The organism is Allolucifera butyrica (assembly GCF_900476375.1).
Classification (GTDB): Bacteria; Bacillota; Negativicutes; order Sporomusales; family UPPP01; genus Lucifera; species Lucifera butyrica.
The window spans coordinates 1-20362 of the sequence record NZ_UPPP01000088.1 but is presented as its reverse complement, the minus strand read 5'-3'; the positions used below and the strand labels follow the sequence as shown (position 1 = coordinate 20362).

Here is a 20362-nt window from a genome sequence, read left to right as displayed (position 1 = left end):
AAAAAGTATCAGTACTTTTCAGGCAATCCTCTTTTTTGTACCCTGTGTCCTGCGCTTTACGCCAAAAGACGCGTCAGCGGATGAAATAGGTGTAATTTTTGCCGCTGTTGTTGTCCCAGTTGCTGGCGCCATCTCTGAAGGCAAGCTGCAAAGTGTCCGCCTGAATAACCGGGATCGCCGCTTCAAAGCCACCGTCGCTCCGGGTCATCCGGTAATCGCCGGCATTCTGCCAGTCCGCGCCAAAGCCGGCATGGGCATAGACTTGCGTGGCCCCGTTTTGCAGCAGTAACCCGTTGTAAACGATTTTTACCGAATCGTGGGCGCGGGGATGCGCCGGGATCGTTAAGACTCCATTCGGCAGATAATCATTATTAATTTTTTTGCGCATACACCGTTCCTCCTTTTGTCTGATAGAGCTATTTTCTGCATAAGGAAGAAAAAAATGTGAAAAATCCGGAAAACTTTTTAGCCCGGCCTGGCGGGGAAACAGACAATTGCCCGGATGATTTGTAAAGAATTTGTAAAGATTATGTAAAATCGGCAAAAAACTAGCGACAACATGGGACGGCCTGGGTATAATGGAAATATAAGGTGCCAGGAGGGAACCCATGTATTCCGTGCTGATCGTCGATGAAGAACAGGAAGACCGGGCCAGGTTGCAGGCCATTTTAAAACAATCGGCTTTACCGGTGGCGGAAGTCCGGGAAGCCGCCAATGGCGAAGAAGCGCTGGTTTTACTGTCCCGGAACCCCGCCGATGCCGTTATAACCGATATCCATATGCCTAAGATGGACGGGCTGGACCTTTGCGCCAGGGTGCATAAGCTATGGCCGGATTGTGCCCTGTTCATGCTGGTGGGGTATGATGATTTTGAATATGCCGAAGGGGCCTTAGGTCTGGGAATTCAGGGGTATATTTCCAAACCGGTGACGCCCAGCATGGTTCTGCGGACCATTGCCCAAAGCCTGGGCAGCGGGCAGGTGGCCGAGGAACAGTCTTCCTACATCCCATTTTCCGTCCTGGAGGGCGCGCTGCAATTATTAGACCGGGGCGTATGGGAAGATAGCGAACCTGAGCTGGATGAGGCCTGCCGCCTGCTGTTTAAAAATTTTGGCGTTTGTAGTTTGGCCTATTGCCGCCGGACGGCGGAGGAACTGTTTCACATCCTCGTCGGCAAGCTGTCGCAGCGCATGGGTTATGCTCTGGACATTCAGCTTCCTCCTTTTACAGGGCGCACTCATAACGAATTATATCAATGGTTTTTGGATACGGAACAGTTAATTATCCGGATGATTAGGAACCGGAAGCGCAATGCCGACTACAATCTGATCCACATGGCCAAAAACTATGTGAAAGAAAATTATAACAGCGAGGTTTCCCTGGTGGAGGTCAGCCGTAAGGTGGGACTCAATGCCTCCTATTTCAGCCAGCTGTTTAAAGCGCAAACCGGGCAGACCTTTGTCCATTACCGGTCCAAAGTCCGGATGCAAAAAGCCATGGAGTTTTTATCTTGTCCCGAAAAGACGGTGACGGAAGTGACCTTTGAAGTCGGGTACAGGGATATTACCCATTTCATCCGGACTTTTAAAAAATATACCGGTCTGTCGCCGTCACAATTCCGGCTGCAAAACGGTATTGGCCTATAAAATTTTGCAAATTTTGACGATGACCTAAAAAAAAGCCGATATATTCATAAAAAAAGCAAAGTGGGAACCCTGCCTTTCAGGTATGATTGATTTGAATGTGGCAATGGGTTTACATATTACCATGTATTGACTCTGGTTCATTGCTTCTGGCGTCGACCGGACAGGCTTGAAGGAGGTGAAACCCGAAGGCCGGAACGCTGAAAAGGGCAATGAATAAGATAGGTGGACAAGTTTACACTTTGGGCCGGAAGATAAAGGAAACACAGGATACTTTATGTGTGCCCCCAACGTTGTACCGGTCCACCGCAAGACAAAATTCTCGAAGCCTTAAGGGGGAAAAGAAATGAAAAAAAGTTTAATAATGGTACTGGCCCTGGTATTTGTGCTGGGGATCGCTACCACCGCATTTGCGGCTGCCAATCCTTTTGATGATGTGCCTGCCCATCACTGGGCATACAGCGCCGTGGCCAAACTGGCTGCCGACGGCATAATTGACGGTTATGGCGACGGAACCTTCCGCGGCGACAAAGTAATGACCCGTTATGAAATGGCGTCGATGGTCGGCCGGGCTATTTCCCGCTCCGACAGAGCCAACGCGGAAGACAAAGCCCTGATCAGCAAACTCTCGGCTGAATTTGCCGATGAGCTGAACAGCCTTGGCGTCCGGGTGTCCAAGCTGGAAGCCAACGCCAGCAACATCAAACTGGGCGGTGACGCCCGTCTGCGCTACATTAATAAACAAAATGCAGGCTCGTCCAACTTTACCGAGCGGGTCCGCATTTACGGTAATGCGCAGGTAACCGATAACATTAGCTTCTATTTCCGGGATGCATTAGTTAAAGATGAAGAACTTGGTAGTTATTATGATACTACTAGCGGTTCTACTTACGGTTCTACCAGTACCAAGAATAATGTGATTACAGATGTATACGCCAATTTTAAAGACTTGTTGCCGGGGGTAAGCTTCAAAGCGGGCCGGTATAGCCTCAATCTTGGCCAGACAACGTATCTGGCTGGTTCCACCGGCGGTTTTGATGGTGTGGAAGGGTTATGGACCGGCGGCAAAAGCAGTCTGCAGTTTGGCTTTGCCGACGCTAGTACTGTCAACAATATTGATTTTAATAAACCTAGCACTTTTGCCAACGTTGCCCATATGTATTATGCGCAGTATAATTACAAACCGGATAATACCCTTAACTTTGATTTAAATTACGTAAAGAGTCAAAGCAACAATGGTGTTGCATCGGGTTCGGACCTGATCGACATTACTGGCGCTGGTGTAACTTGGAAGTTTGCTCCTGATTGGGCATTCGTTTCTGATTACTGGCAAAACAGCGGCGCTACGGCGAAAGCGGCTAATAACGGTTCCACGCCAAAAGCTATTGTGGCCCGTCTGGCTTATAAAGGCAGTAATCCTGCCGTTCCCGGCAGTTGGGGCTTCGCTGCTGAATACAACAAAAACGAGATTGATACCATTGATGGCAACTGGTCGGGCGCTATGACTCCTGTTGGCAGCGACGTTAAGTTCTATGATGTCCAATACAGCAACGCCCTGGCTAAAAACTTGATTTTTAACGCTATTTATGCTTGGGACCTCACGACGGTTTCGTCTGGAAAGGCTAAAGACAACAATTTTACCCGTCTCGAATTGAACTTCTTGTTCTAATTTTGTCTAACGACAAAAAAGACTGTCTCGTTTCTGAGACAGTCTTTTTTGCTGTTTACTGTTTCACCACCACCAGCAGCATTTTGAAGTTTTCCACCGCGTCCAGGCCATGGGGCACGTTGGCGGGCATGACTACGGTCTCGCCGGTTTTCGCTGTTACTTTTTGGCCGCCGACGGTGATTTCGGCCTGGCCGTCCAGGAGGTAAACCAGAGCGTCGCCGGGCGCCGAATGGGTGCTGACCCCTTCACCCCGGCCAAAGGCGAAAAGAGTCAGACTGAGGGCGTCGTTCTGCACCAAGGTGAGGCTGACCACCCTGCCGGCCTGGTAATCAACCAGCCCGGCCAGATTAACCACTTTAGCGAAATCAATATTTTTTATAAATTTTTTATCCACATTGAAAACCTCCTTTGTATTTTGGCTTGATTTTGGTCCCGCGCCCTGAGCCTTGCGCCATGGACCGAAAAAACACGTTAGCGGTTTTTTCCTTACAGCTTTATTGTACCTCCCGGACCGGCTGTTTCCTGTGAGGAAAATCACGAAATTTAACAATGACTGATCAGTCAGGTTGTGCTATACTATACAGGTACAATTGAATAGGGACCGGCGTGACTACGCAACAGAGAAAGGATGATATTCAGCATGTTTCGAAATAAGCTTGCCTTCTTTTTAGCTGCCGGTTATCTGTTGGTATCCTTGCTGGCGGCCGGCTGCGGCGGCGGTGGCGGCCAGCGGATTATGGGCCTGTCGCCGTCGGATACGGTAAAAACCTTCTTTGACGCCGCCAAGAACAACCAAATGAGCGCGGCCGCTCTTTATGTATCTCCTTCCTCGGCCAATGCCCAGGCTGCGCTCAACTATATGTCGGGGCAGAATAATCTGAGCAATTTGCAAAACTATAATCTGCTGTCCCTGAACAAAGTGGCGGAACAGGGCAACTTCTCCGTGGTCGTTGCTACCCTGCAGGAGCAGAATTCCACCAAGTTTACGGTAAAACCGGTGGGACTGGAAAAAATCAACGGCGAGTGGTACATCGTCGACAATAATCAGATTTATTCCGCCGCCAAATACAGCATCCTGGCCCAGCTGTTATCAAAAATTCAATAAGAGGACTTGCAAACGGGACGATGGTCCCGTTTTTTTTTGAGCCTCGCGTCCGGCGCTTTGGGCCGAAGGACCGCGTCAGCGGTTTTTCTTACAGTGTCAAATTGCTTCTGCACCGAATAGAATATCCCGTAAATCACCAAGGGCAAAGACGCCGTACAACTAGATAGGCGTTTTTTTACTTTGATCTGGAGGGAGAAAAGTATGTGCGGAATAACAGGCTGGATTGACTGGGAGAAGGATTTAACCCGGGAGCAGGAAACGCTGGTGGCTATGACGGAAACATTAGCGGCGCGGGGGCCGGATGCGTTTGGCATGTATATTAATAATCATGCCGCCCTGGGGCACCGCCGCCTCAGCGTAGTGGACCTGGAAGGTGGCAAGCAGCCAATGATCCGGCAGCGCGGCAGTTATAAATATATTATTTCCTACAACGGCGAATTGTATAATACGCCGGAGCTGAAACAGGAACTGGAAACCCGGGGCTACTCTTTTACCACCACCTCGGATACGGAAGTATTATTGACTTCCTATATCGAATGGGGGCCGTCCTGCGCAGAAAAACTAAACGGGATTTTTGCCTTTTGCATTTGGGATGAAGCCAAAGAACAGGCTTTTTTTGCCCGAGACCGGATCGGGGTCAAACCGCTGTTTTACGCGGAACGGGGAAAATCTCTCCTCTTTGGCTCGGAGCTCAAGGCACTATTAGCCAATCCCAAGGTTCGGCCGCAGGTTAACGGCGAGGGTCTGGCGGAAATTTTCATGATGGGACCGTCCCGGACGCCGGGCCATGGAATTTACCGGGGCGTAAACGAGTTAAAACCCGGCCATAGTATGGTCTATGACCGCAATGGCATTCGCATCCGGCAGTATTGGCGCCTGGTTACGGAACCGCATACGGATGATTTCAATACGACCGTAAGGACGGTCCGGGAACTTTTACAGGATACGGTCAGACGGCAGTTGGTATCCGATGTGCCGGTGTGTACGCTGCTTTCCGGGGGGCTCGACTCCAGCGCCCTGACGGCGTTAACTTCCGATGTCTACGAACAGGACGGCATCGGCTCGGTAGATACTTATTCGGTGGATTATGTCGATAACGAAAAGTATTTCCAGGCTAACCACTTTCAGCCCAATGCCGATACGCCGTGGGTCAGGCGGGTAGCGGAATACTTTGGCACCTGTCATCACGATGTGGTGCTGGATACGCCCGAACTGGCCCAGGCGCTGCCGCCAGCCACTCTGTCGCGGGATTTGCCGGGCATGGCTGATGTTGATACGTCGCTTTACCTGTTTTGCCGGGAAATAAAGAAAGGTGCAACCGTCGCCTTATCCGGCGAGTGCGCCGACGAAGTGTTCGGCGGGTATCCCTGGTTTCACCGGCAGGAATTGTTTGACGCCGGCACCTTTCCCTGGGCGGTCATGACCAAGCTGCGGGGCTCCTGGCTGTCGCCGGCAGTGCGGCAAATGATTAAGCCGGAAGAGTATGTGGCCGAACGCTACCGGGACGCTCTGGCCGAAGTGCCGCGCCTGCCCGGGGAAGAGGCGCACGCCGCCCGGATGCGGGAAATTTTTTACCTGAGTCTCACCCGTTTCATGCCAACCCTTTTGGACCGGAAAGACCGCATGAGTATGGCTTTCGGGCTGGAAGTGCGGGTTCCCTATTGCGACCACCGCATCGTGGAATATGTATGGAACGTTCCCTGGAAGATGAAATATTACGAGAATCGGGAAAAAGGGCTGCTGCGGCATGCCTTGACCGGAGTTTTACCCGATGACGTGCTGTGGCGGAAAAAAAGCCCTTATCCCAAAACGCATAATCCGTCATATTTGAATACGGTCCGTAATTGGGCGTTAACCATTCTGGACGACCCGTCGTCGCCGCTTTTGCCCTTGATTGACAGTGCCAAAATCAAGGAAATTGCCCGTTCCTCCGAGGCTTCGTCCAATATTCCCTGGTTTGGCCAGTTAATGGGCGGCGCCCAGTTGTTCGCCTATTTGATTCAGGTCGATACCTGGCTCAGAGAATATAAAGTGGAGATTGTGTAAGCAAAAAGCCAGCGGCTTTGCCGGAATCCGGCCGGAAGCCGCTGGCTTTTTATGAAATGGAAGCCCAAAGACCACATAGCGGTTTTTCCCATTATTCCGTTCCCAGCAGGGAGCGGGTAAAATCCAGCCACTTGCGGGTGGCAAAAGAAAGGTATTTGTCTTTCTTCCAGATGATGGCCAAGTGCCAGGGAATCATGGGGTCCAACAGGGGAAGCATTGTAATGCGGCCGGGATCGAGTTCCCGGCAGACCCGCTGCGGCAGCAGGGCAATGCCCAGATTGGCCGCCACCATTTCCGCCATGAAATCCCACTGGTAACTTTCACAAATGATGCGGGGCTGAAAGCCAACGAGGGCGCAGCGGTCCAGAATCATATCGTGGAGGGCAAAATCTTTATGAAAAAAGATGAACGGTTCCCGGCGCAGTTCCTCCAGAAAAACGCCGGACTTGGCCGCCAGAGGATGACAGGGGTGAACGATGAGCATAACCGGCTCTTTAACAAAGGAAAACAAATCAAAGGTGTTTTCCTTTACGGGCAGTACGGCAACGCCAATATCGAGGGTACCTTCCTCGACACCCTGCTCGATTTTTTTCGAACCAAACTCTTTGAGCTGAATGGTAATCCGGGGATAGATTTTTTTAAATTCCCCGATGGCATTGGGGAAAAAACGCGCTCCGACCATGGGCGGCAGGCCGATGACCAAATTTCCCTTTTCTAAATTTATGACATCGGCCAGTTCGGAAGTGAGGTTTTGCATGGAAGCAATAATCTGTCTGGATTGATTGAGGACAGCCTTACCGGCGTCGGTCAGTTCGACCTGTTTGCCGGAACGGTCAAACAGTACCACTCCCAGCTCATCCTCCAGCGTTTTGATCATCTTACTGATGCTGGGCTGGGTAATATGCAGCGTTTGTGAGGCTTTGGTAAAACTTTGGCAGCGTGCGACTTCGGCAAAATAAATTAGATGACGTATATCCAATAACAGCACCCTTCCCTGTTCCCTAGCATAAATAGGGACGATTCCCAATATATATATTTACCGGCAGGACGCCGGACAATAATTTTGCTCTTTGCAACAATTCCAGGACAACGAAAAAATTCCTGCTGCCGGACTGTTCCTCGGTCGGGAGCGGTCCCGGCAGCAGTGCCATAGATGCTACGGATCATGGTGTGGCAATGACGCTAAAGCAAGTATTGAACCGCCGGTGTGGGCGGCAATATTTGCTTTGTTTTTTATCCATAATTTGGTTATACTAAAAGTAAAAGAAGGCGAAAGCAGGTGAATGGATATGGTGCGACAGACGCCTCTTTATGAGGCACACGGGCGTTATGGCGGCAAATTCGTGGAATTTGGCGGTTGGCTGCTGCCCGTCCAGTACGCGGGTATTTTGGAGGAGCACCGGGCCGTACGGCAAAAGGCAGGTTTATTTGACGTATCCCATATGGGGGAGGTCCGGCTAACCGGTCCGGCGGCGCTGGCTCTTGTCCAGCGGCTGGTTACAAACGACGCCTCCCGGCTGCAAGCCGGGCAGGTACAGTATTCGCCCATGTGCTATCCCGAAGGCGGTGTAGTTGACGACGTATTGATTTACAAGCAGGCGGACGAGGACTATCTGTTGGTTGTCAATGCGGCCAACACCGGCAAGGACTGGGACTGGATCCGGGAAAATGCGGCCGGGTTGGAGGTGACGCTGCAAGATCTTTCGGCGGAAACCGCCCAATTGGCGCTGCAGGGACCGGCCGCCCCAACGATCCTTAGCGGTCTAACCACGGCACCGCTTGGAGAGCTGCCTTATTATCATTTTATTTCCCGGACGGAAGTGGCCGGGAAAAACGTTCTGCTTTCCCGCACCGGTTATACGGGGGAAGACGGTTTTGAAATTTATTGCGCAACGCAGGATGCCGTTTTTCTCTGGGATTCGCTGATGAGCGCCGGCGAAGTTTACGGACTGCAGCCGGCAGGGCTGGGATGCCGGGATACCTTGCGTTTTGAAGCCTGCATGCCGCTTTACGGGCATGAATTGTCGGCAGGGATTTCCCCCATTGAGGCCGGTCTCGGCCGGTACGTGAAGACGGATAAAGGTAATTTTCACGGCCGGAAAATATTGGCGGACCAAAAACAAAACGGGACCAGGCGGACTCTTGTCGGGTTTGAAATGCTGGGCCGGGGCATTGCCAGGGCAGAGTATCCTATTTTATACGGGGAAAAAAGAATCGGAACGGTAACGACCGGCTCCTATGCTCCCAGCCTGGATAAAAACCTGGGACTCGGACTGGTGGACAGCGAGTTTGCCCCGCTTGGTCAGCACTTTGACATTTCCATTCGCGGTAAATCGGTTCCGGCACAGGTAATTCCCAAACCATTTTATAAACGAAAGGGGAACTGAAGATGAACATTCCGCAAGAACTTTTGTACACCCGGGAGCATGAATGGATCCGGCTGGAGGGACGGAAAGCTACCATCGGGATTACGGACTTTGCCCAATCACAATTAGGGGACGTGGTTTTTGTCGAATTGCCTGCGGCCGGTGCGGCGATCACTTCGGGACAGGCTTTCTCCGTGGTGGAATCAGTCAAGGCGGTTTCGGATATTTTTGCGCCTGTAAGCGGCGTGATTGTAACTGTGAATGAAATGTTGGCGGATCAGCCGGAATTAGTAAATCAAGACCCTTATGGCGAAGGATGGATTGCTGTTGTAGAATTGCCCGAAAATGCCGTGCTGGAGGGGCTGTTGAGCAGCGGGGATTATGTGAAGATGGTGGCGGAAGGGGGCCACTAGCAATGTTCCGGAGCTATTTGCCGCATACCGAGGCGGACCGCAAAGCCATGTTGGCAGCCATTGGTTTGGAAATGGAAGAGCAATTATTTGATGTAATTCCCCCCCAACTGCGGTTTAACAGGATGCTGAACCTGCCGGCATCTTTGCCGGAAGCGGAATTAGTCCGCCATACCCGTCAACTGGCCGGAAGAAATGCTGACCTTCTGCAATATACCTGTTTTTTAGGAGCCGGCGCCTATGATCATTACATACCCAGTGTCGTAGACCATGTCACGGGCCGTTCAGAATTTTATACTTCTTATACCCAATATCAGCCGGAGGCAGCGCAAGGTTATTTGCAGGCTCTGTGGGAATTCCAGACCATGATTTGCGAATTAACCGGTATGGAGGTAGCCAATGCTTCTATGTACGATGCCGCGACAGCCGCGGCGGAAGCGGCTATGATGGCTTGCGGCGCCACCGGCCGTTCGAGGCTGCTGGTTGCCAAAACAGTGCACCCCCATTACCGGCAGGTTCTTTCCACTTACGGACGGGACCGCAAGTACCGGATTCAGGAAATCGAGTACCGTCAGGGGACAACCGACCTGGAACGGTTGAAGGTGGCTACCGGGCCGGAGATTGCGGCTATAATCGTTCAGTCTCCTAACTTTTTCGGCTGCATTGAGGAGCTGGACGCCGCTGCCCGCATGGCCCATGCTGCCGGTGCGCTCCTGATTGTACTCGCCGATCCGGTTTCTCTGGGCATTTTGGCCTCCCCCGGCAGTTTTGGCGCCGACATTGTCGCCGGGGAGGGCCAGGGACTGGGATTGCCCATATCTTTTGGCGGACCCTATCTCGGTTTTCTGGCGACAACGGCGAAATGGATGCGCCGGCTGCCGGGCCGGATTATAGGACAGACCACCGATGCGGACGGAAAAAGAGGTTTTGTCCTGACCCTGCAGGCGAGGGAACAGCACATCCGGCGGGAAAAAGCCAATTCCAACATATGCTCCAATGAAGCGCTCTGCGCGTTGCGGGCCGCCGTTTATTTAAGTGCGGCGGGGAAGGACGGTATTCAGCGGATTGCCGGACTGTCCCTGCAGAAAGCGCATTACGCCTGCCGGGAGCTTGCAAAGTTGCCGGGATGCCGGCCGGTTTTTGCCGCCCCGTTTTTTAAAGAGTTTGTTATCGCAACGTCCCGGCCGGTGGCGGAAGTGAATGCGGTTTTGTTTGAAAATCAGATTATCGGCGGCTTGGACTTAGCGCGCTATTACCCGGAACTGGCCGGCTGCATGCTCTTATGTGTGACGGAAAACCGGACCCGGGACGAAATTGACCGCTTGGCGGCCGTACTGGGAGGGATCTTATGAGACAGGAACTACCGGTCATTTTTGAACTTGGACAGCCGGGACGAACCGCTCTCGACCTGCCGGAATGCGATGTGCCTGCTGTGCCGGTGGAGGACTTAATTCCCGCACCGATGCTGCGCCGGGAAGCGCCGGACCTGCCGACGGTCAGCCAGCCCGAGCTGATGCGTCATTATACCGCTCTTTCCCGCCGGAATTTTGGTGTCGATTCCGGCTTGTATCCATTAGGATCCTGCACTATGAAGTATAATCCGAAAGTCAATGAAGATATTGCCCGCTACGCCGGCTTGGCTCAGATTCATCCGCTGCAGGAGCCTGGTTCGGTGCAAGGTGCTCTGGAAATTCTCTTCAACATGGAAAAATACCTGGCGGAAATTGCCGGCATGGATGCCGTCACCATGCAGCCTGCGGCCGGCGCCCATGGCGAACTGACCGGACTGAAGCTGATTATGGCTTATCACCGGCACCGGGGCGAAGAGCGCTGTAAAGTAATTATACCGGATTCGGCTCATGGCACCAATCCGGCTACGGCGGTAGTGTGCGGCCTGGAAACCGTACAGGTCGGGTCCAATCCGGACGGCTCGGTGAATTTGGCAGCTCTCCGGCAGGCCGTGGACCGGGATACGGCAGCGTTGATGCTTACCAATCCTAGCACACTGGGGCTTTTTGAAACAAATATCACGGAAATTGCCCGGATTGTTCATGAGGCGGGAGGACTGCTTTACTATGACGGGGCCAACGCCAATGCCATTATGGGAATGACCCGGCCGGGTGATATGGGTTTTGACGTGATTCACTTTAATTTACACAAAACGTTTAGCACGCCTCACGGCGGCGGCGGTCCCGGTTCCGGTCCGGTTGGGGTAAAAAAGGAATTGATTCCCTTTTTACCCGTACCGGTCATTACTTTCGACGGATCCAGTTTTGGACTGGACAGCGACCGGCCGTTGTCTATCGGTAAAATGCAGGCGTTTTTTGGCAATTTTGGCGTAATTGTCAAAGCGTATGCCTATATCCGGACCATGGGGCCGGACGGTTTGCGCCAGGCCAGTATGGATGCCGTGCTGAATGCCAATTACTGCCTGCAGCAACTAAAAGATGTTTATCAGGCGCCTTTTGACAGAATTTGCATGCATGAATGCATTTTGACTGCCAAAGGACAAAAAGAATTTGGCGTTAGAACCTTAGATATCGCCAAGCGGCTGCTGGATTATGGTTTTCACCCGCCAACCATTTACTTCCCGCTGATTGTCGAAGAGGCGCTGATGATCGAGCCGACGGAAACAGAGAACAAAGAAACTCTGGACCGGTTTATTACGGTCATGAAAGCCATTGCCCGGGAAGCCCGGGAGAATCCCGCCATTGTGCGGGAAGCGCCGCAAACTACGGCGGTGAGGCGGCTGGATGAAGTGACTGCCGCCCGCAAACCGGTCTTGCGCTGGCAACGGCAAAGTAAATTATAGCGACCTTTCGTTAATTACGGCCCGCCGGTGCTGTCCAAGGGAACGGGCAAGCCGGAGCAGGCTATTTTTAGGAGGGAGAGCCCATTGACGTATGATGTAGCGATACTCGGCGGCGGTCCGGGAGGATATGTTGCCGCCATCCGGGTTGCGCAACTGGGGGGGAAGGCGATACTGGTTGAAAAGGAACAGTTGGGAGGCGTCTGCCTTAACCGGGGCTGTATTCCGACCAAAACCCTTTTAAACAGCGCCGAAAAATGGCGGGATTTGCAGCATTGTCAGGAATTTGGCCTGCAAGCCGGTTCGATTGGGTTTGATTTTTCGCAGATCCAGGCGCGTAAAGAGCGGGTTGTTACGCAACTGCGGGGCGGAATTGAGCAATTGGTTAAGAGTCATGGAATTGAAGTGATGTTTGGTCGGGCCACACTGACCGGCGCCAATACGCTCACGGTGAATGGACGGAGCGGGACGGAACGGATAGAGGCGCGGAATCTGATTATTGCCACCGGGTCTCTGCCACAGGCGCTGCCGGTCGCGGGTGCCGGCCTGCCGGGGGTTTTAACCAGTGACGATATATTGAATCTTCCCGGAGTACCGCGAAGTTTGGCGGTCATCGGGGCCGGCGCCGTGGGGCTGGAATTTGCTGCGGTCTATCAGGCGTTCGGCGCGGAAGTAACAGTAGTGGAGATGCAGCCGTCCATCCTGCCGGCAGTTGACGGGGACTTGGTAAAACGGATGGCGCTTATATTGCGCAAACAGGGCTTGAAACTGCTGAACGGGACAAAAGTAGTCTCGGTTGCGGCAGAGGAGAATGGCTTGACACTGACCCTGGACAACGGGCGGGGTTTGCAGGAATTGACCGTGGAGAAGGTACTGGTGGCGACCGGGCGCCGCCCCAATTGCAGTGAACTTGGCTTGGCAACAGCGGGGGTTCATTTTGCTGACCGGGGAATTCCGGTTAATGACCGGATGGAAACCAATAAAAAGGGGATTTATGCCATTGGCGATGTAACGGGGCGGTTTATGTGGGCTCATGCTGCTTCGGCCGCAGGAATTGTTGCGGCCGAAAATGCCATGGGACAGATGTCTGTCCTGGATTTCCGGGCCATGCCCGGCTGCATTTTTATCACGCCGGAAATTGCCATGGTGGGCCTGAGAGAAGAAGAGGCCCGGCAACAAGGCTATGATATACTAGTCAGCCGGTTTCCCTTCGCTGCCAACGGCAAGGCCGTGTCGATGGGGCAGGCGGATGGCCTGGTAAAGGTGATTGCCGCTGCCGGTGATAACAAGATTCTGGGGATGCATATTCTCGGGCCGCATGCCAGTGATCTGATTATGGAGGGAGCCTTGGCTATCCGCAACGGTTTGACAGCAAGGGAGATAGCGCATACGATCCACCCGCATCCCAGTCTGTCCGAAACAGTGATGGAGACCGCTCACGGCATTGACGGTGACATCATTCACCAACTCCGGCTGCAACGCCGCCAATAAAGCGGCAAATATATTTATTGCCGTCGTATTTCGCCCATTGAGCAGGATTGTTGTTAGGGAATAGCGAATATTAATTTATATTCAAAGTTGAAATGTGGGTGACGATATGGAAGAAAAAAAGGCGCGGGTTGTAATTGTCGGCGCGGGTTTTGCCGGGTTGAAGGCGGCTCAGTCCCTGGCCAAAGAGCCGGTAGAAGTCACGGTGGTCGACCGGCGGAATTATCACTTGTTTCAACCTTTGCTTTATCAGGTGGCCACATCCGGTTTGGCGCCGGAGGAAATATCCTATCCGGTGCGGGCAGTTTTCAGAAAACAGAAAAATACCCGGTTCCGGCTGGCAGAAGTGGAACGGGTGGATTTGGCGGGAAAATGCCTGGTGACGAACGCCGGGATCATTGAGTATGATTATTTGATCCTGGCGGCCGGCGGCGAAACCAATTATTTCGGGATGGAGTCGGTGGCGAAAAATGGTTTTGGCCTGAAGGATGTGGATGAAGCTATCCATATCCGCAACCATATCCTGCGCATGTTTGAAATGGCGGCGCAAGAGAAGGACCCGGATATTCAGCGGGCTATGCTTACCTTTATGGTTGTTGGCGGCGGACCGACCGGGGTGGAATGCGCCGGCGCTCTTTCCGAACTGATCCGGCTCGTTCTTACGAAAGATTATCCCCAGTTAAACTTTAATAAGGTACGGGTACTGCTCCTTGAGGCAGCGGACCGCCTGCTGGCCGGGATGCCGCCGGAACTGAGCGATATAACGGCCAAAACATTATGGAACAGACAGGTGGAAGTGCGGCTGGACGCGGCGGTGTCTGACTTTGACGGGCAGCGGGTCGTATTGAAGGGTGGCGAGATTATTCCCAGCCGGACCCTGATTTGGGCGGCGGGAGTCAAGGCGTCCCGGCTGGTTGATACGCTGGGGGTAAAACAGGGCAGCGCCCGCCGGGCGGTTGTTATGGCTACCCTGCAATTGCCGGAACAGCCGGAAGTGTTTGTGATTGGCGATGCCGCCTGTTTTGATGTGGACGGTCGTCCGTTGCCCATGATAGCACCTGTGGGGATTCAGCAGGCGGCGGTGGCGGCGCAGAATATTACCGCCCTGATCCAGGGAAAGCCGCTAAAAAACTTTGTTTATCATGATAAAGGATCCTTGGCCACAATTGGGCGGAAAGCGGCAGTGGGCCGGATCGGCAAATGGAAGTTTTCCGGCTTTTTTGCCTGGATTTTGTGGCTGTTTGTGCATTTAATCTTACTGGTCGGTTTTCGGAACCGTTTGCTGGTTTTGATCAATTGGGCCTGGGAGTATATATCCTATGACCGGGCCGTCCGGCTTATTATTCCCAAATAGAAACGATTAGGCTGATTAAGACTTATGTAAAAACAGAGACACACAAGGCGCGAGAGGTCTTGTGTGTCTCTGCTGCATATTGGCCGGACGCGGTTAGCGAACAGCAGGATAAAAGCAAGAAACGGAGAATCTGGAAATAAATACAAATTTTACGGAGCGGGAGAATAATTATGAAAATAGCACATATGGCTTTATGGGTCAGAGATTTGGAAGCCATGAAACAATTCTATACCGTTTCCTTGGACGGTCTTGCCAATGCTAAGTATTATAACCCGAAAAGCAAATTTTCGTCTTATTTTATTACGTTTGCCGGAGAAGCCAAGCTCGAAATCATGCACCGGCCGGAAGCGGAGGACGCCGCCGCGCCGTCTCTTTACGGCTATGCTCATTTGGCTTTTGCGGCGGGCGGACGGGAACAGGTGGATTTACTGACGGAGAGGCTGCGGCAGGCCGGCTGTACTATAGTCAGTGAACCACGGGTGACGGGGGATGGATTTTATGAAAGCTGCATTTTGGATCCGGAAGGAAACCGGGTTGAGATTACCGACTAAATAAGGTTAGAGGTGTTGGTATGGCTAAGAATAAAGAAGTTAAGCGTTATTTGGAAAACATGGAGGATGAACTGAACAGCTCGGCGCTGTATTCAGCGTTGGCCGGCTGCGAGAAAAGTCCGCAAAAAGCGGCAGTCTATAAGAAGTTAGCCGTAACAGAGCAAAAACATGCGGCGGTCTGGCAGGAAAAAATTATTGCCGCCGGTGAAATTGTTCCCCGGTTTTCTCCCTCATGGCGGACACGGGTTTTGGGCTGGCTGGCTGAGAAGTTTGGCGTGGCTGCGGTATTGCCGACACTGGCTTCGTTAGAGCAGGCCAACTCCCTGGACTATGCCAATCAAGCCGATGCCAGCGCTTTGGTAGCTTCCGAGCGGTCTCACGCATTACTGCTTAAGCAAATGAGCCAGGAGGCGCAGGGCAAAGGTATGGAGGGAGGAGCCCTGGCTAAATTGGAAGGACTTCATAAAACGGCCGGCGGTAATGCGCTGCGGGCGGCTGTTTTGGGAGCCAGCGACGGACTGTTATCCAATTTTAATCTGGTCATGGGGGTAGCCGGGGCGCAAATGTCTTCCCACAGTATTTTATTGACGGGATTTGCCGGTTTACTGGCGGGGGCGATTTCCATGGCGCTGGGGGAATGGATTTCCGTTCAGAGTTCCCGGGAGCTGTATGAAAAACAGATTCAAACGGAGAAAGAAGAGATACTGACCTCGCCGGATGAGGAACTGGAGGAACTGGTGCTTATTTATCAGGCGAGAGGGCTGGATGAAGCGACGGCCAGAAGTTTAGCGGCTCAACTGATGAGCAATCCCGAAACGGCTCTGGATACCCTGGCCCGGGATGAACTGGGAATTGATCCGGAGGAACTCGGTGGTTCCGCCTGGGAAGCGGCCCTCACGTCCTTCTTTTTATTTGCCGCGGGAGCCGTAATACCGATTGTCCCCTATTTGTTTCTGTCCGGTACGGCGGCAATTCTGGTCAGCGCCTTGTTCGGCGCCGTTGGCTTGTTTGGAATTGGCGCGGCCATTACGCTCTTTACCGGACGTTCCGTGCTGATTTCCGGCCTGCGCCAGGTATTATTCGGTTTGACGGCGGCTGCTGCCGTATATTCTGTCGGCTGGCTGATCGGGGTAACTGTAGCCGGTTAATTCGATTTGGAAAAATTGGATTATGTTTTTAAGGAGGGAATCGGGAGTGGACGATACGATTGTCATTCGTCTGTTGACGGGGTTGGCCGACCTGCAGGCAATGCAGGAATTGGAGCAGGCCGTATGGCATATGGAAAACCCGGTCCCGCTACACCAGACATTGACCGCTGTCAAAAATGGCGGGATCGCACTGGGAGCGTTCCAGGGAAAGCAAATGGTAGGCATGTTATATAGCTTTCCGGGCTATTCGGCTAAGGAAGTGTATGTTTGTTCACATATGCTGGGTGTACGGCCGGGGTGGCGCCATTGCGGCCTGGGTGAACGTCTGAAACGGGCTCAGGCTGAGGAGGCGCTGCGGCGCGGCTACGCGTTAATTACCTGGACGTATGACCCCTTGGAAACAGCCAACGCGCATTTGAATATTGCCAAGTTGGGAGCCGTTTGTTCCACTTATATTGTAAATTGCTACGGCCCCATGAATGACCTTTTGAATCAGGGATTACCCAGTGACCGGCTGCAAGTAGCCTGGTGGCCCGGGCTGTCCCAGCTTTCTTTACCCCGGGGCGATGCAGCAAGACTGCTGGAATGGCGGCTACAAACGGAAGGGAGGGCGGAACCGGTCAATACGTTTCCTATTCCCGCCGGCGTTGCGGTTCTTTGTATCGCCGTACCGCAGGATTTTCAGGCGATGAAACAAAAAGACATTGAGTTGGCGAAAGCATGGCGGCAGGCAACGCGGGAGCTTTTCCGGCAGAGCTTTCAGTCCGGTTGGGTGGTGGTTGATTTTCAGCGCAGCGACGGTCCGGTGCATGAATATCGGCTGGTTCGGCGGGAAACACTGGCTTTGTCGCTGGAACCATGGAAAAGAGGTGAAACGTCATGAAGATCCATTCCATCATTCTCCGAATGTTAACTATGAGAATGAAAAGTCCTTTTACGACCAGTTTCGGTACGGAGTGGAACAAACAGTTTATCCTGGTGGAAGCCAGAGACGAAGACGGCCGCAGCGGCTGGGGGGAAGCGGTCGCTATGGCTGAACCGCTATATAATGAAGAAACGGTGGATACGGTTTGGATTCTATTAAAAAAGCATCTGCTGCCGTTGTTATGGCAGCGTGAATTGAATCATCCCCGCGAAGTAGCCGGATGGTTCACCCCGATCCGGCGGAATTACATGGCGAAAGCCGCCGTGGAAGGCGCAATTTGGGATTTATTCGCCAAAGAGCAGGGAATTCCGCTGTACCGGGCGCTGGGGGGCAATAAAAATGCAATTGACGTGGGGATCAGTATTGGCATTCAAAAAAACCAGGAGGAACTGCTGGCAGTTATTGAAAAGTATTGCAACGAGGGATACAAAAGGATAAAAATTAAAATTATGCCCGGCTGGGATACGGAAATTATCGCTGCCGTACGCTGCCGTTTTCCCGATATCCTGTTAATGGCGGATGCCAATTCCGCCTATACGCTAGAAGATATTAACCGGCTGGCCGCTTTGGACCGGTACCAACTGATGATGCTTGAACAGCCATTAGCGCATGACGACATGATTGACCATGCTCAATTACAGCAGCAACTGCGGACTCCCGTTTGTCTGGACGAAAGCATTCACAGCGTGGAAGACGCCCGCAAGGCAATTGAACTTGGCAGCTGCCGTATCATCAATATAAAAGTAGGCCGGGTGGGCGGGCTGACCGAGGCCTGCCGTATTCACGATTTCTGCCGGAGCCATAACGTACCGGTGTGGTGTGGCGGCATGCTGGAGTCGGGCATCGGCCGGGCCCATAATATCGCAATTACCACCCTTCCCGGGTTTACTCTGCCCGGCGATACGGCTGCTTCTTCCCGCTATTGGGAGCAGGACCTCATTTTGCCTGAAGTAACGGTGGAACAGGGACGGGTTCAGGTGCCGGAAGAACCGGGAATCGGTTATGAACCCTGCCGGGAACGGATTGATTATCATACACTTTACAGTGAGACATTCCGAAATGGGGAATGAAAGAGAATGAACCTGACTAAGCGGGTGCAGACTATCTATGAAGAACTGCACAAAATGCCTGAACCTGGATTCCGGGAAAGCCGAACTGCGGCATATCTGGCAGAAAAGCTGCGGGCTGCCGGATTTGAGGTGAAAACGGGTTTGGCCGGTACCGGGGTTACCGGTCTGCTTTGTGGTAAATCACCGGGGCCGACAGTGGGAGTGCGGGCCGATATGGATGCCCTCCTGCATTGGGTGGAAGAAAAAAAGGTACCGATCCATTCGTGCGGTCATGATGCCCATGCGGCTATAGTATTGGCCGCCGCAGAAAGGGCAGCAGCGGAGGGCATCCTGCGCGGCGCATTAAAGGTCATTTTTCAACCGGCGGAGGAAACCCTGGAAGGGGCCTTACAAATGATTGCCGCCGGTGCCATTGATGATGTGGATCAACTGATTGGCCTTCATCTCCGGCCTATTCAGGAGGCCGGATTGGGACAGGCGACACCGGCTCTCTTTCATGGCGCTTCCGTCATAGTGAAAGTAATTCTTCAAGGAACAGCCGCTCATGGGGCCCGGCCGCACCTGGGGGTGAATGTGATTGACGCTGCTGCGGCGGCCGTGAACGCCGTTAACGCCATTCACGTGAATCCGGTTGTACCGGCGACGGTCAAGGTAACCCGGTTACAGGCCGGCGGGGCTTCGCTGAATGCCATACCTGACAAAGCGGAAATGGCGCTGGACCTCCGGGCTCAAAACAACGAAACCATGGAGGAACTTCTTACAAAGGTGCAAAAAGCGGTAGAAAGAGCCGCTGATACGGTTGATGCCAAAGCGTATGTGACTGTGGCCGGCAGAGTACCGGCAGCCGAATACAATGAGGAAATGGTTGCGGTGGCGCGGGAAGCTATTTTGGCCGTATTGGGGCCGGCTGGATTATTAAGCCCCATATATACTCCCGGAGGGGAAGACTTTCATTTTTATACCAGAGCCAAACCGGCTATCAAAAGCTGCTATCTGGGATTAGGCGCCGATTTAGTTCCGGGGCTGCACCACCCGGCAATGCAATTTGATACCCGGGCGCTGAATCAGGGCGTTAGCATACTGCTATATATGGTCCACAAGTGTGTTGGTGGGGTTGGCGAAAAATAAAAACAAAAAATATAAACTAGATAGTTGACGTAACAATAAGGAGTATGCTATTATATAAAAGTCGCCGCTGGGCGGTGACAAAAAATAACAAAAAATATGTGTTGACACCGAAGAATGATTATGTTAACATATATAACTGTCGCGAGGTGATCTTAAACGCCGAAACGACAGGTGTTCCTTGAAAACTAAACAATGTAAGTAAGGTTTTATGCCAGATGTGCGAATAACTGTCAAGATGGTATGCGGAAGTAGCTCAGTGGTAGAGCATCGCCTTGCCAAGGCGAGGGTCGCGAGTTCGAATCTCGTTTTCCGCTCCATTAAATAAATCATTAAAGAGCCATCAAGGTTCTTCAATAAAACATTATTGGAGAGTTTGATCCTGGCTCAGGACGAACGCTGGCGGCGTGCCTAACACATGCAAGTCGAACGGAGGTTTCAGCAATGGAACCTTAGTGGCGAACGGGTGAGTAACGCGTAGACAACCTGCCTTTTAGTTGGGGACAACACCTCGAAAGGGGTGCTAATACCGAATGAGCAGTCCGTGCCGCATGGCAAGGACAGGAAAGACGGCCTCTGAACATGCTGTCGCTAAAAGAAGGGTCTGCGTCTGATTAGCTGGTTGGTGAGGTAAGAGCTCACCAAGGCGACGA

General features: G+C 52.6%; 19 protein-coding genes, 1 tRNA gene and 1 rRNA gene. 18 read left to right on the top strand and 3 right to left on the bottom strand.

Annotation, left to right across the window (positions count from 1 at the left end):
- Window positions 1-73: 73 nt before the first annotated feature.
- A complete protein-coding gene (locus LUCIF_RS17935; RefSeq protein WP_122629280.1) occupies window positions 74-388 on the bottom strand; it encodes a carbohydrate-binding protein in 315 nt (104 codons plus the stop codon).
- A gap of 220 nt (window positions 389-608) precedes the next feature.
- Here LUCIF_RS17935 and LUCIF_RS17930 point away from each other — a divergent pair, with 220 nt between their 5' ends.
- Together LUCIF_RS17930 and LUCIF_RS17925 are read left to right on the top strand one after the other, a co-directional pair.
- On the top strand, window positions 609-1646 hold the full coding sequence (locus tag LUCIF_RS17930) for a response regulator transcription factor (RefSeq protein WP_122629261.1): 1038 nt from the start codon (window positions 609-611) through the stop codon (window positions 1644-1646).
- A gap of 343 nt (window positions 1647-1989) precedes the next feature.
- Window positions 1990-3312 carry an S-layer homology domain-containing protein gene (locus LUCIF_RS17925; RefSeq protein ID WP_122629260.1) on the top strand — a complete coding sequence of 441 codons (1323 nt, stop codon included), beginning with the start codon at window positions 1990-1992 and terminating at the stop codon, window positions 3310-3312.
- Window positions 3313-3367: 55 nt separating this feature from the next.
- Here LUCIF_RS17925 and LUCIF_RS17920 read toward each other — a convergent pair whose 3' ends face one another.
- Window positions 3368-3706: a cupin domain-containing protein gene (locus LUCIF_RS17920; RefSeq protein ID WP_122629259.1), complete on the bottom strand. Its 339-nt coding sequence runs from the start codon at window positions 3704-3706 to the stop codon at window positions 3368-3370.
- 246 nt (window positions 3707-3952) lie between these two features.
- On the opposite strand from LUCIF_RS17920, the gene LUCIF_RS17915 reads away from it, so the two are divergent.
- The gene (locus tag LUCIF_RS17915) at window positions 3953-4417 is read left to right on the top strand and encodes a nuclear transport factor 2 family protein (RefSeq protein ID WP_122629258.1); all 465 of its coding nucleotides are present in this window, start codon (window positions 3953-3955) and stop codon (window positions 4415-4417) included.
- Between the two features lie 201 nt (window positions 4418-4618).
- On the top strand, window positions 4619-6463 hold the full coding sequence (gene asnB / locus LUCIF_RS17910) for an asparagine synthase (glutamine-hydrolyzing) (RefSeq protein WP_122629257.1): 1845 nt from the start codon (window positions 4619-4621) through the stop codon (window positions 6461-6463).
- Window positions 6464-6554: 91 nt separating this feature from the next.
- On the opposite strand, the gene LUCIF_RS17905 is transcribed toward asnB, so the two are convergent.
- Window positions 6555-7442, bottom strand: coding sequence for a LysR family transcriptional regulator (locus LUCIF_RS17905; protein WP_122629279.1), 888 nt, complete (start codon window positions 7440-7442; stop codon window positions 6555-6557).
- 91 nt (window positions 7443-7533) lie between these two features.
- Between LUCIF_RS17905 and LUCIF_RS26565 the strand changes: the two genes are divergently transcribed.
- From LUCIF_RS26565 to LUCIF_RS17840, 14 genes are all read left to right on the top strand, one after another.
- Entirely contained in the window at window positions 7534-7746 is a 213-nt protein-coding gene (locus LUCIF_RS26565) for a hypothetical protein (RefSeq protein ID WP_207858019.1), read from the top strand.
- Between the two features lie 6 nt (window positions 7747-7752).
- Window positions 7753-8850, top strand: a complete 1098-nt coding sequence (gcvT, locus tag LUCIF_RS17900) for a glycine cleavage system aminomethyltransferase GcvT (RefSeq protein WP_207858010.1) — start codon at window positions 7753-7755, stop codon at window positions 8848-8850.
- Between the two features lie 2 nt (window positions 8851-8852).
- Entirely contained in the window at window positions 8853-9242 is a 390-nt protein-coding gene (gene gcvH, locus LUCIF_RS17895; RefSeq protein ID WP_122629255.1) for a glycine cleavage system protein GcvH, read from the top strand.
- Between the two features lie 2 nt (window positions 9243-9244).
- A complete protein-coding gene (gene gcvPA, locus LUCIF_RS17890) occupies window positions 9245-10591 on the top strand; it encodes an aminomethyl-transferring glycine dehydrogenase subunit GcvPA (RefSeq protein ID WP_122629254.1) in 1347 nt (448 codons plus the stop codon).
- Complete coding sequence (gcvPB, locus tag LUCIF_RS17885) at window positions 10588-12051, top strand: aminomethyl-transferring glycine dehydrogenase subunit GcvPB (RefSeq protein ID WP_122629253.1); 1464 nt, start codon at window positions 10588-10590, stop codon at window positions 12049-12051. The genes gcvPA and gcvPB overlap by 4 nt, the downstream gene beginning before the upstream one ends.
- A gap of 84 nt (window positions 12052-12135) precedes the next feature.
- On the top strand, window positions 12136-13539 hold the full coding sequence (lpdA, locus tag LUCIF_RS17880) for a dihydrolipoyl dehydrogenase (RefSeq protein WP_122629252.1): 1404 nt from the start codon (window positions 12136-12138) through the stop codon (window positions 13537-13539).
- Between the two features lie 106 nt (window positions 13540-13645).
- Window positions 13646-14890, top strand: coding sequence for an NAD(P)/FAD-dependent oxidoreductase (locus LUCIF_RS17875; protein WP_122629251.1), 1245 nt, complete (start codon window positions 13646-13648; stop codon window positions 14888-14890).
- 170 nt (window positions 14891-15060) lie between these two features.
- Window positions 15061-15441 (top strand): VOC family protein, encoded by a 381-nt coding sequence (locus LUCIF_RS17870; RefSeq protein WP_122629250.1) that lies wholly within the window; start codon window positions 15061-15063, stop codon window positions 15439-15441.
- Window positions 15442-15461: 20 nt separating this feature from the next.
- Window positions 15462-16589 (top strand): VIT1/CCC1 transporter family protein, encoded by a 1128-nt coding sequence (locus tag LUCIF_RS17865; protein ID WP_122629249.1) that lies wholly within the window; start codon window positions 15462-15464, stop codon window positions 16587-16589.
- 46 nt (window positions 16590-16635) lie between these two features.
- Window positions 16636-17472, top strand: coding sequence for a GNAT family N-acetyltransferase (locus LUCIF_RS17860; RefSeq protein ID WP_165866055.1), 837 nt, complete (start codon window positions 16636-16638; stop codon window positions 17470-17472).
- Window positions 17473-17504: 32 nt separating this feature from the next.
- Window positions 17505-18584 (top strand): o-succinylbenzoate synthase, encoded by a 1080-nt coding sequence (gene menC, locus LUCIF_RS17855; protein WP_207858008.1) that lies wholly within the window; start codon window positions 17505-17507, stop codon window positions 18582-18584.
- A gap of 6 nt (window positions 18585-18590) precedes the next feature.
- Window positions 18591-19712: an amidohydrolase gene (locus tag LUCIF_RS17850; RefSeq protein ID WP_122629246.1), complete on the top strand. Its 1122-nt coding sequence runs from the start codon at window positions 18591-18593 to the stop codon at window positions 19710-19712.
- A 242-nt stretch (window positions 19713-19954) separates the two neighbouring features.
- Window positions 19955-20029 (top strand) — tRNA-Gly (locus LUCIF_RS17845).
- 44 nt (window positions 20030-20073) lie between these two features.
- A 16S ribosomal RNA gene (locus LUCIF_RS17840) occupies window positions 20074-20362 on the top strand; the annotation flags it as partial.

Coding starts and splice junctions, on each gene's coding strand:
- LUCIF_RS17935 (WP_122629280.1), bottom strand. CDS start 388: ATGCGCAAAAAAATTAATAATGATTATCTGCCGAATGGAGTCTTAACG.
- LUCIF_RS17930 (WP_122629261.1), top strand. CDS start 609: ATGTATTCCGTGCTGATCGTCGATGAAGAACAGGAAGACCGGGCCAGG.
- LUCIF_RS17925 (WP_122629260.1), top strand. CDS start 1,990: ATGAAAAAAAGTTTAATAATGGTACTGGCCCTGGTATTTGTGCTGGGG.
- LUCIF_RS17915 (WP_122629258.1), top strand. CDS start 3,953: ATGTTTCGAAATAAGCTTGCCTTCTTTTTAGCTGCCGGTTATCTGTTG.
- asnB (WP_122629257.1), top strand. CDS start 4,619: ATGTGCGGAATAACAGGCTGGATTGACTGGGAGAAGGATTTAACCCGG.
- gcvT (WP_207858010.1), top strand. CDS start 7,753: ATGGTGCGACAGACGCCTCTTTATGAGGCACACGGGCGTTATGGCGGC.
- gcvH (WP_122629255.1), top strand. CDS start 8,853: ATGAACATTCCGCAAGAACTTTTGTACACCCGGGAGCATGAATGGATC.
- gcvPA (WP_122629254.1), top strand. CDS start 9,245: ATGTTCCGGAGCTATTTGCCGCATACCGAGGCGGACCGCAAAGCCATG.
- gcvPB (WP_122629253.1), top strand. CDS start 10,588: ATGAGACAGGAACTACCGGTCATTTTTGAACTTGGACAGCCGGGACGA.
- LUCIF_RS17875 (WP_122629251.1), top strand. CDS start 13,646: ATGGAAGAAAAAAAGGCGCGGGTTGTAATTGTCGGCGCGGGTTTTGCC.
- LUCIF_RS17870 (WP_122629250.1), top strand. CDS start 15,061: ATGAAAATAGCACATATGGCTTTATGGGTCAGAGATTTGGAAGCCATG.
- LUCIF_RS17865 (WP_122629249.1), top strand. CDS start 15,462: ATGGCTAAGAATAAAGAAGTTAAGCGTTATTTGGAAAACATGGAGGAT.
- menC (WP_207858008.1), top strand. CDS start 17,505: ATGAGAATGAAAAGTCCTTTTACGACCAGTTTCGGTACGGAGTGGAAC.
- LUCIF_RS17850 (WP_122629246.1), top strand. CDS start 18,591: ATGAACCTGACTAAGCGGGTGCAGACTATCTATGAAGAACTGCACAAA.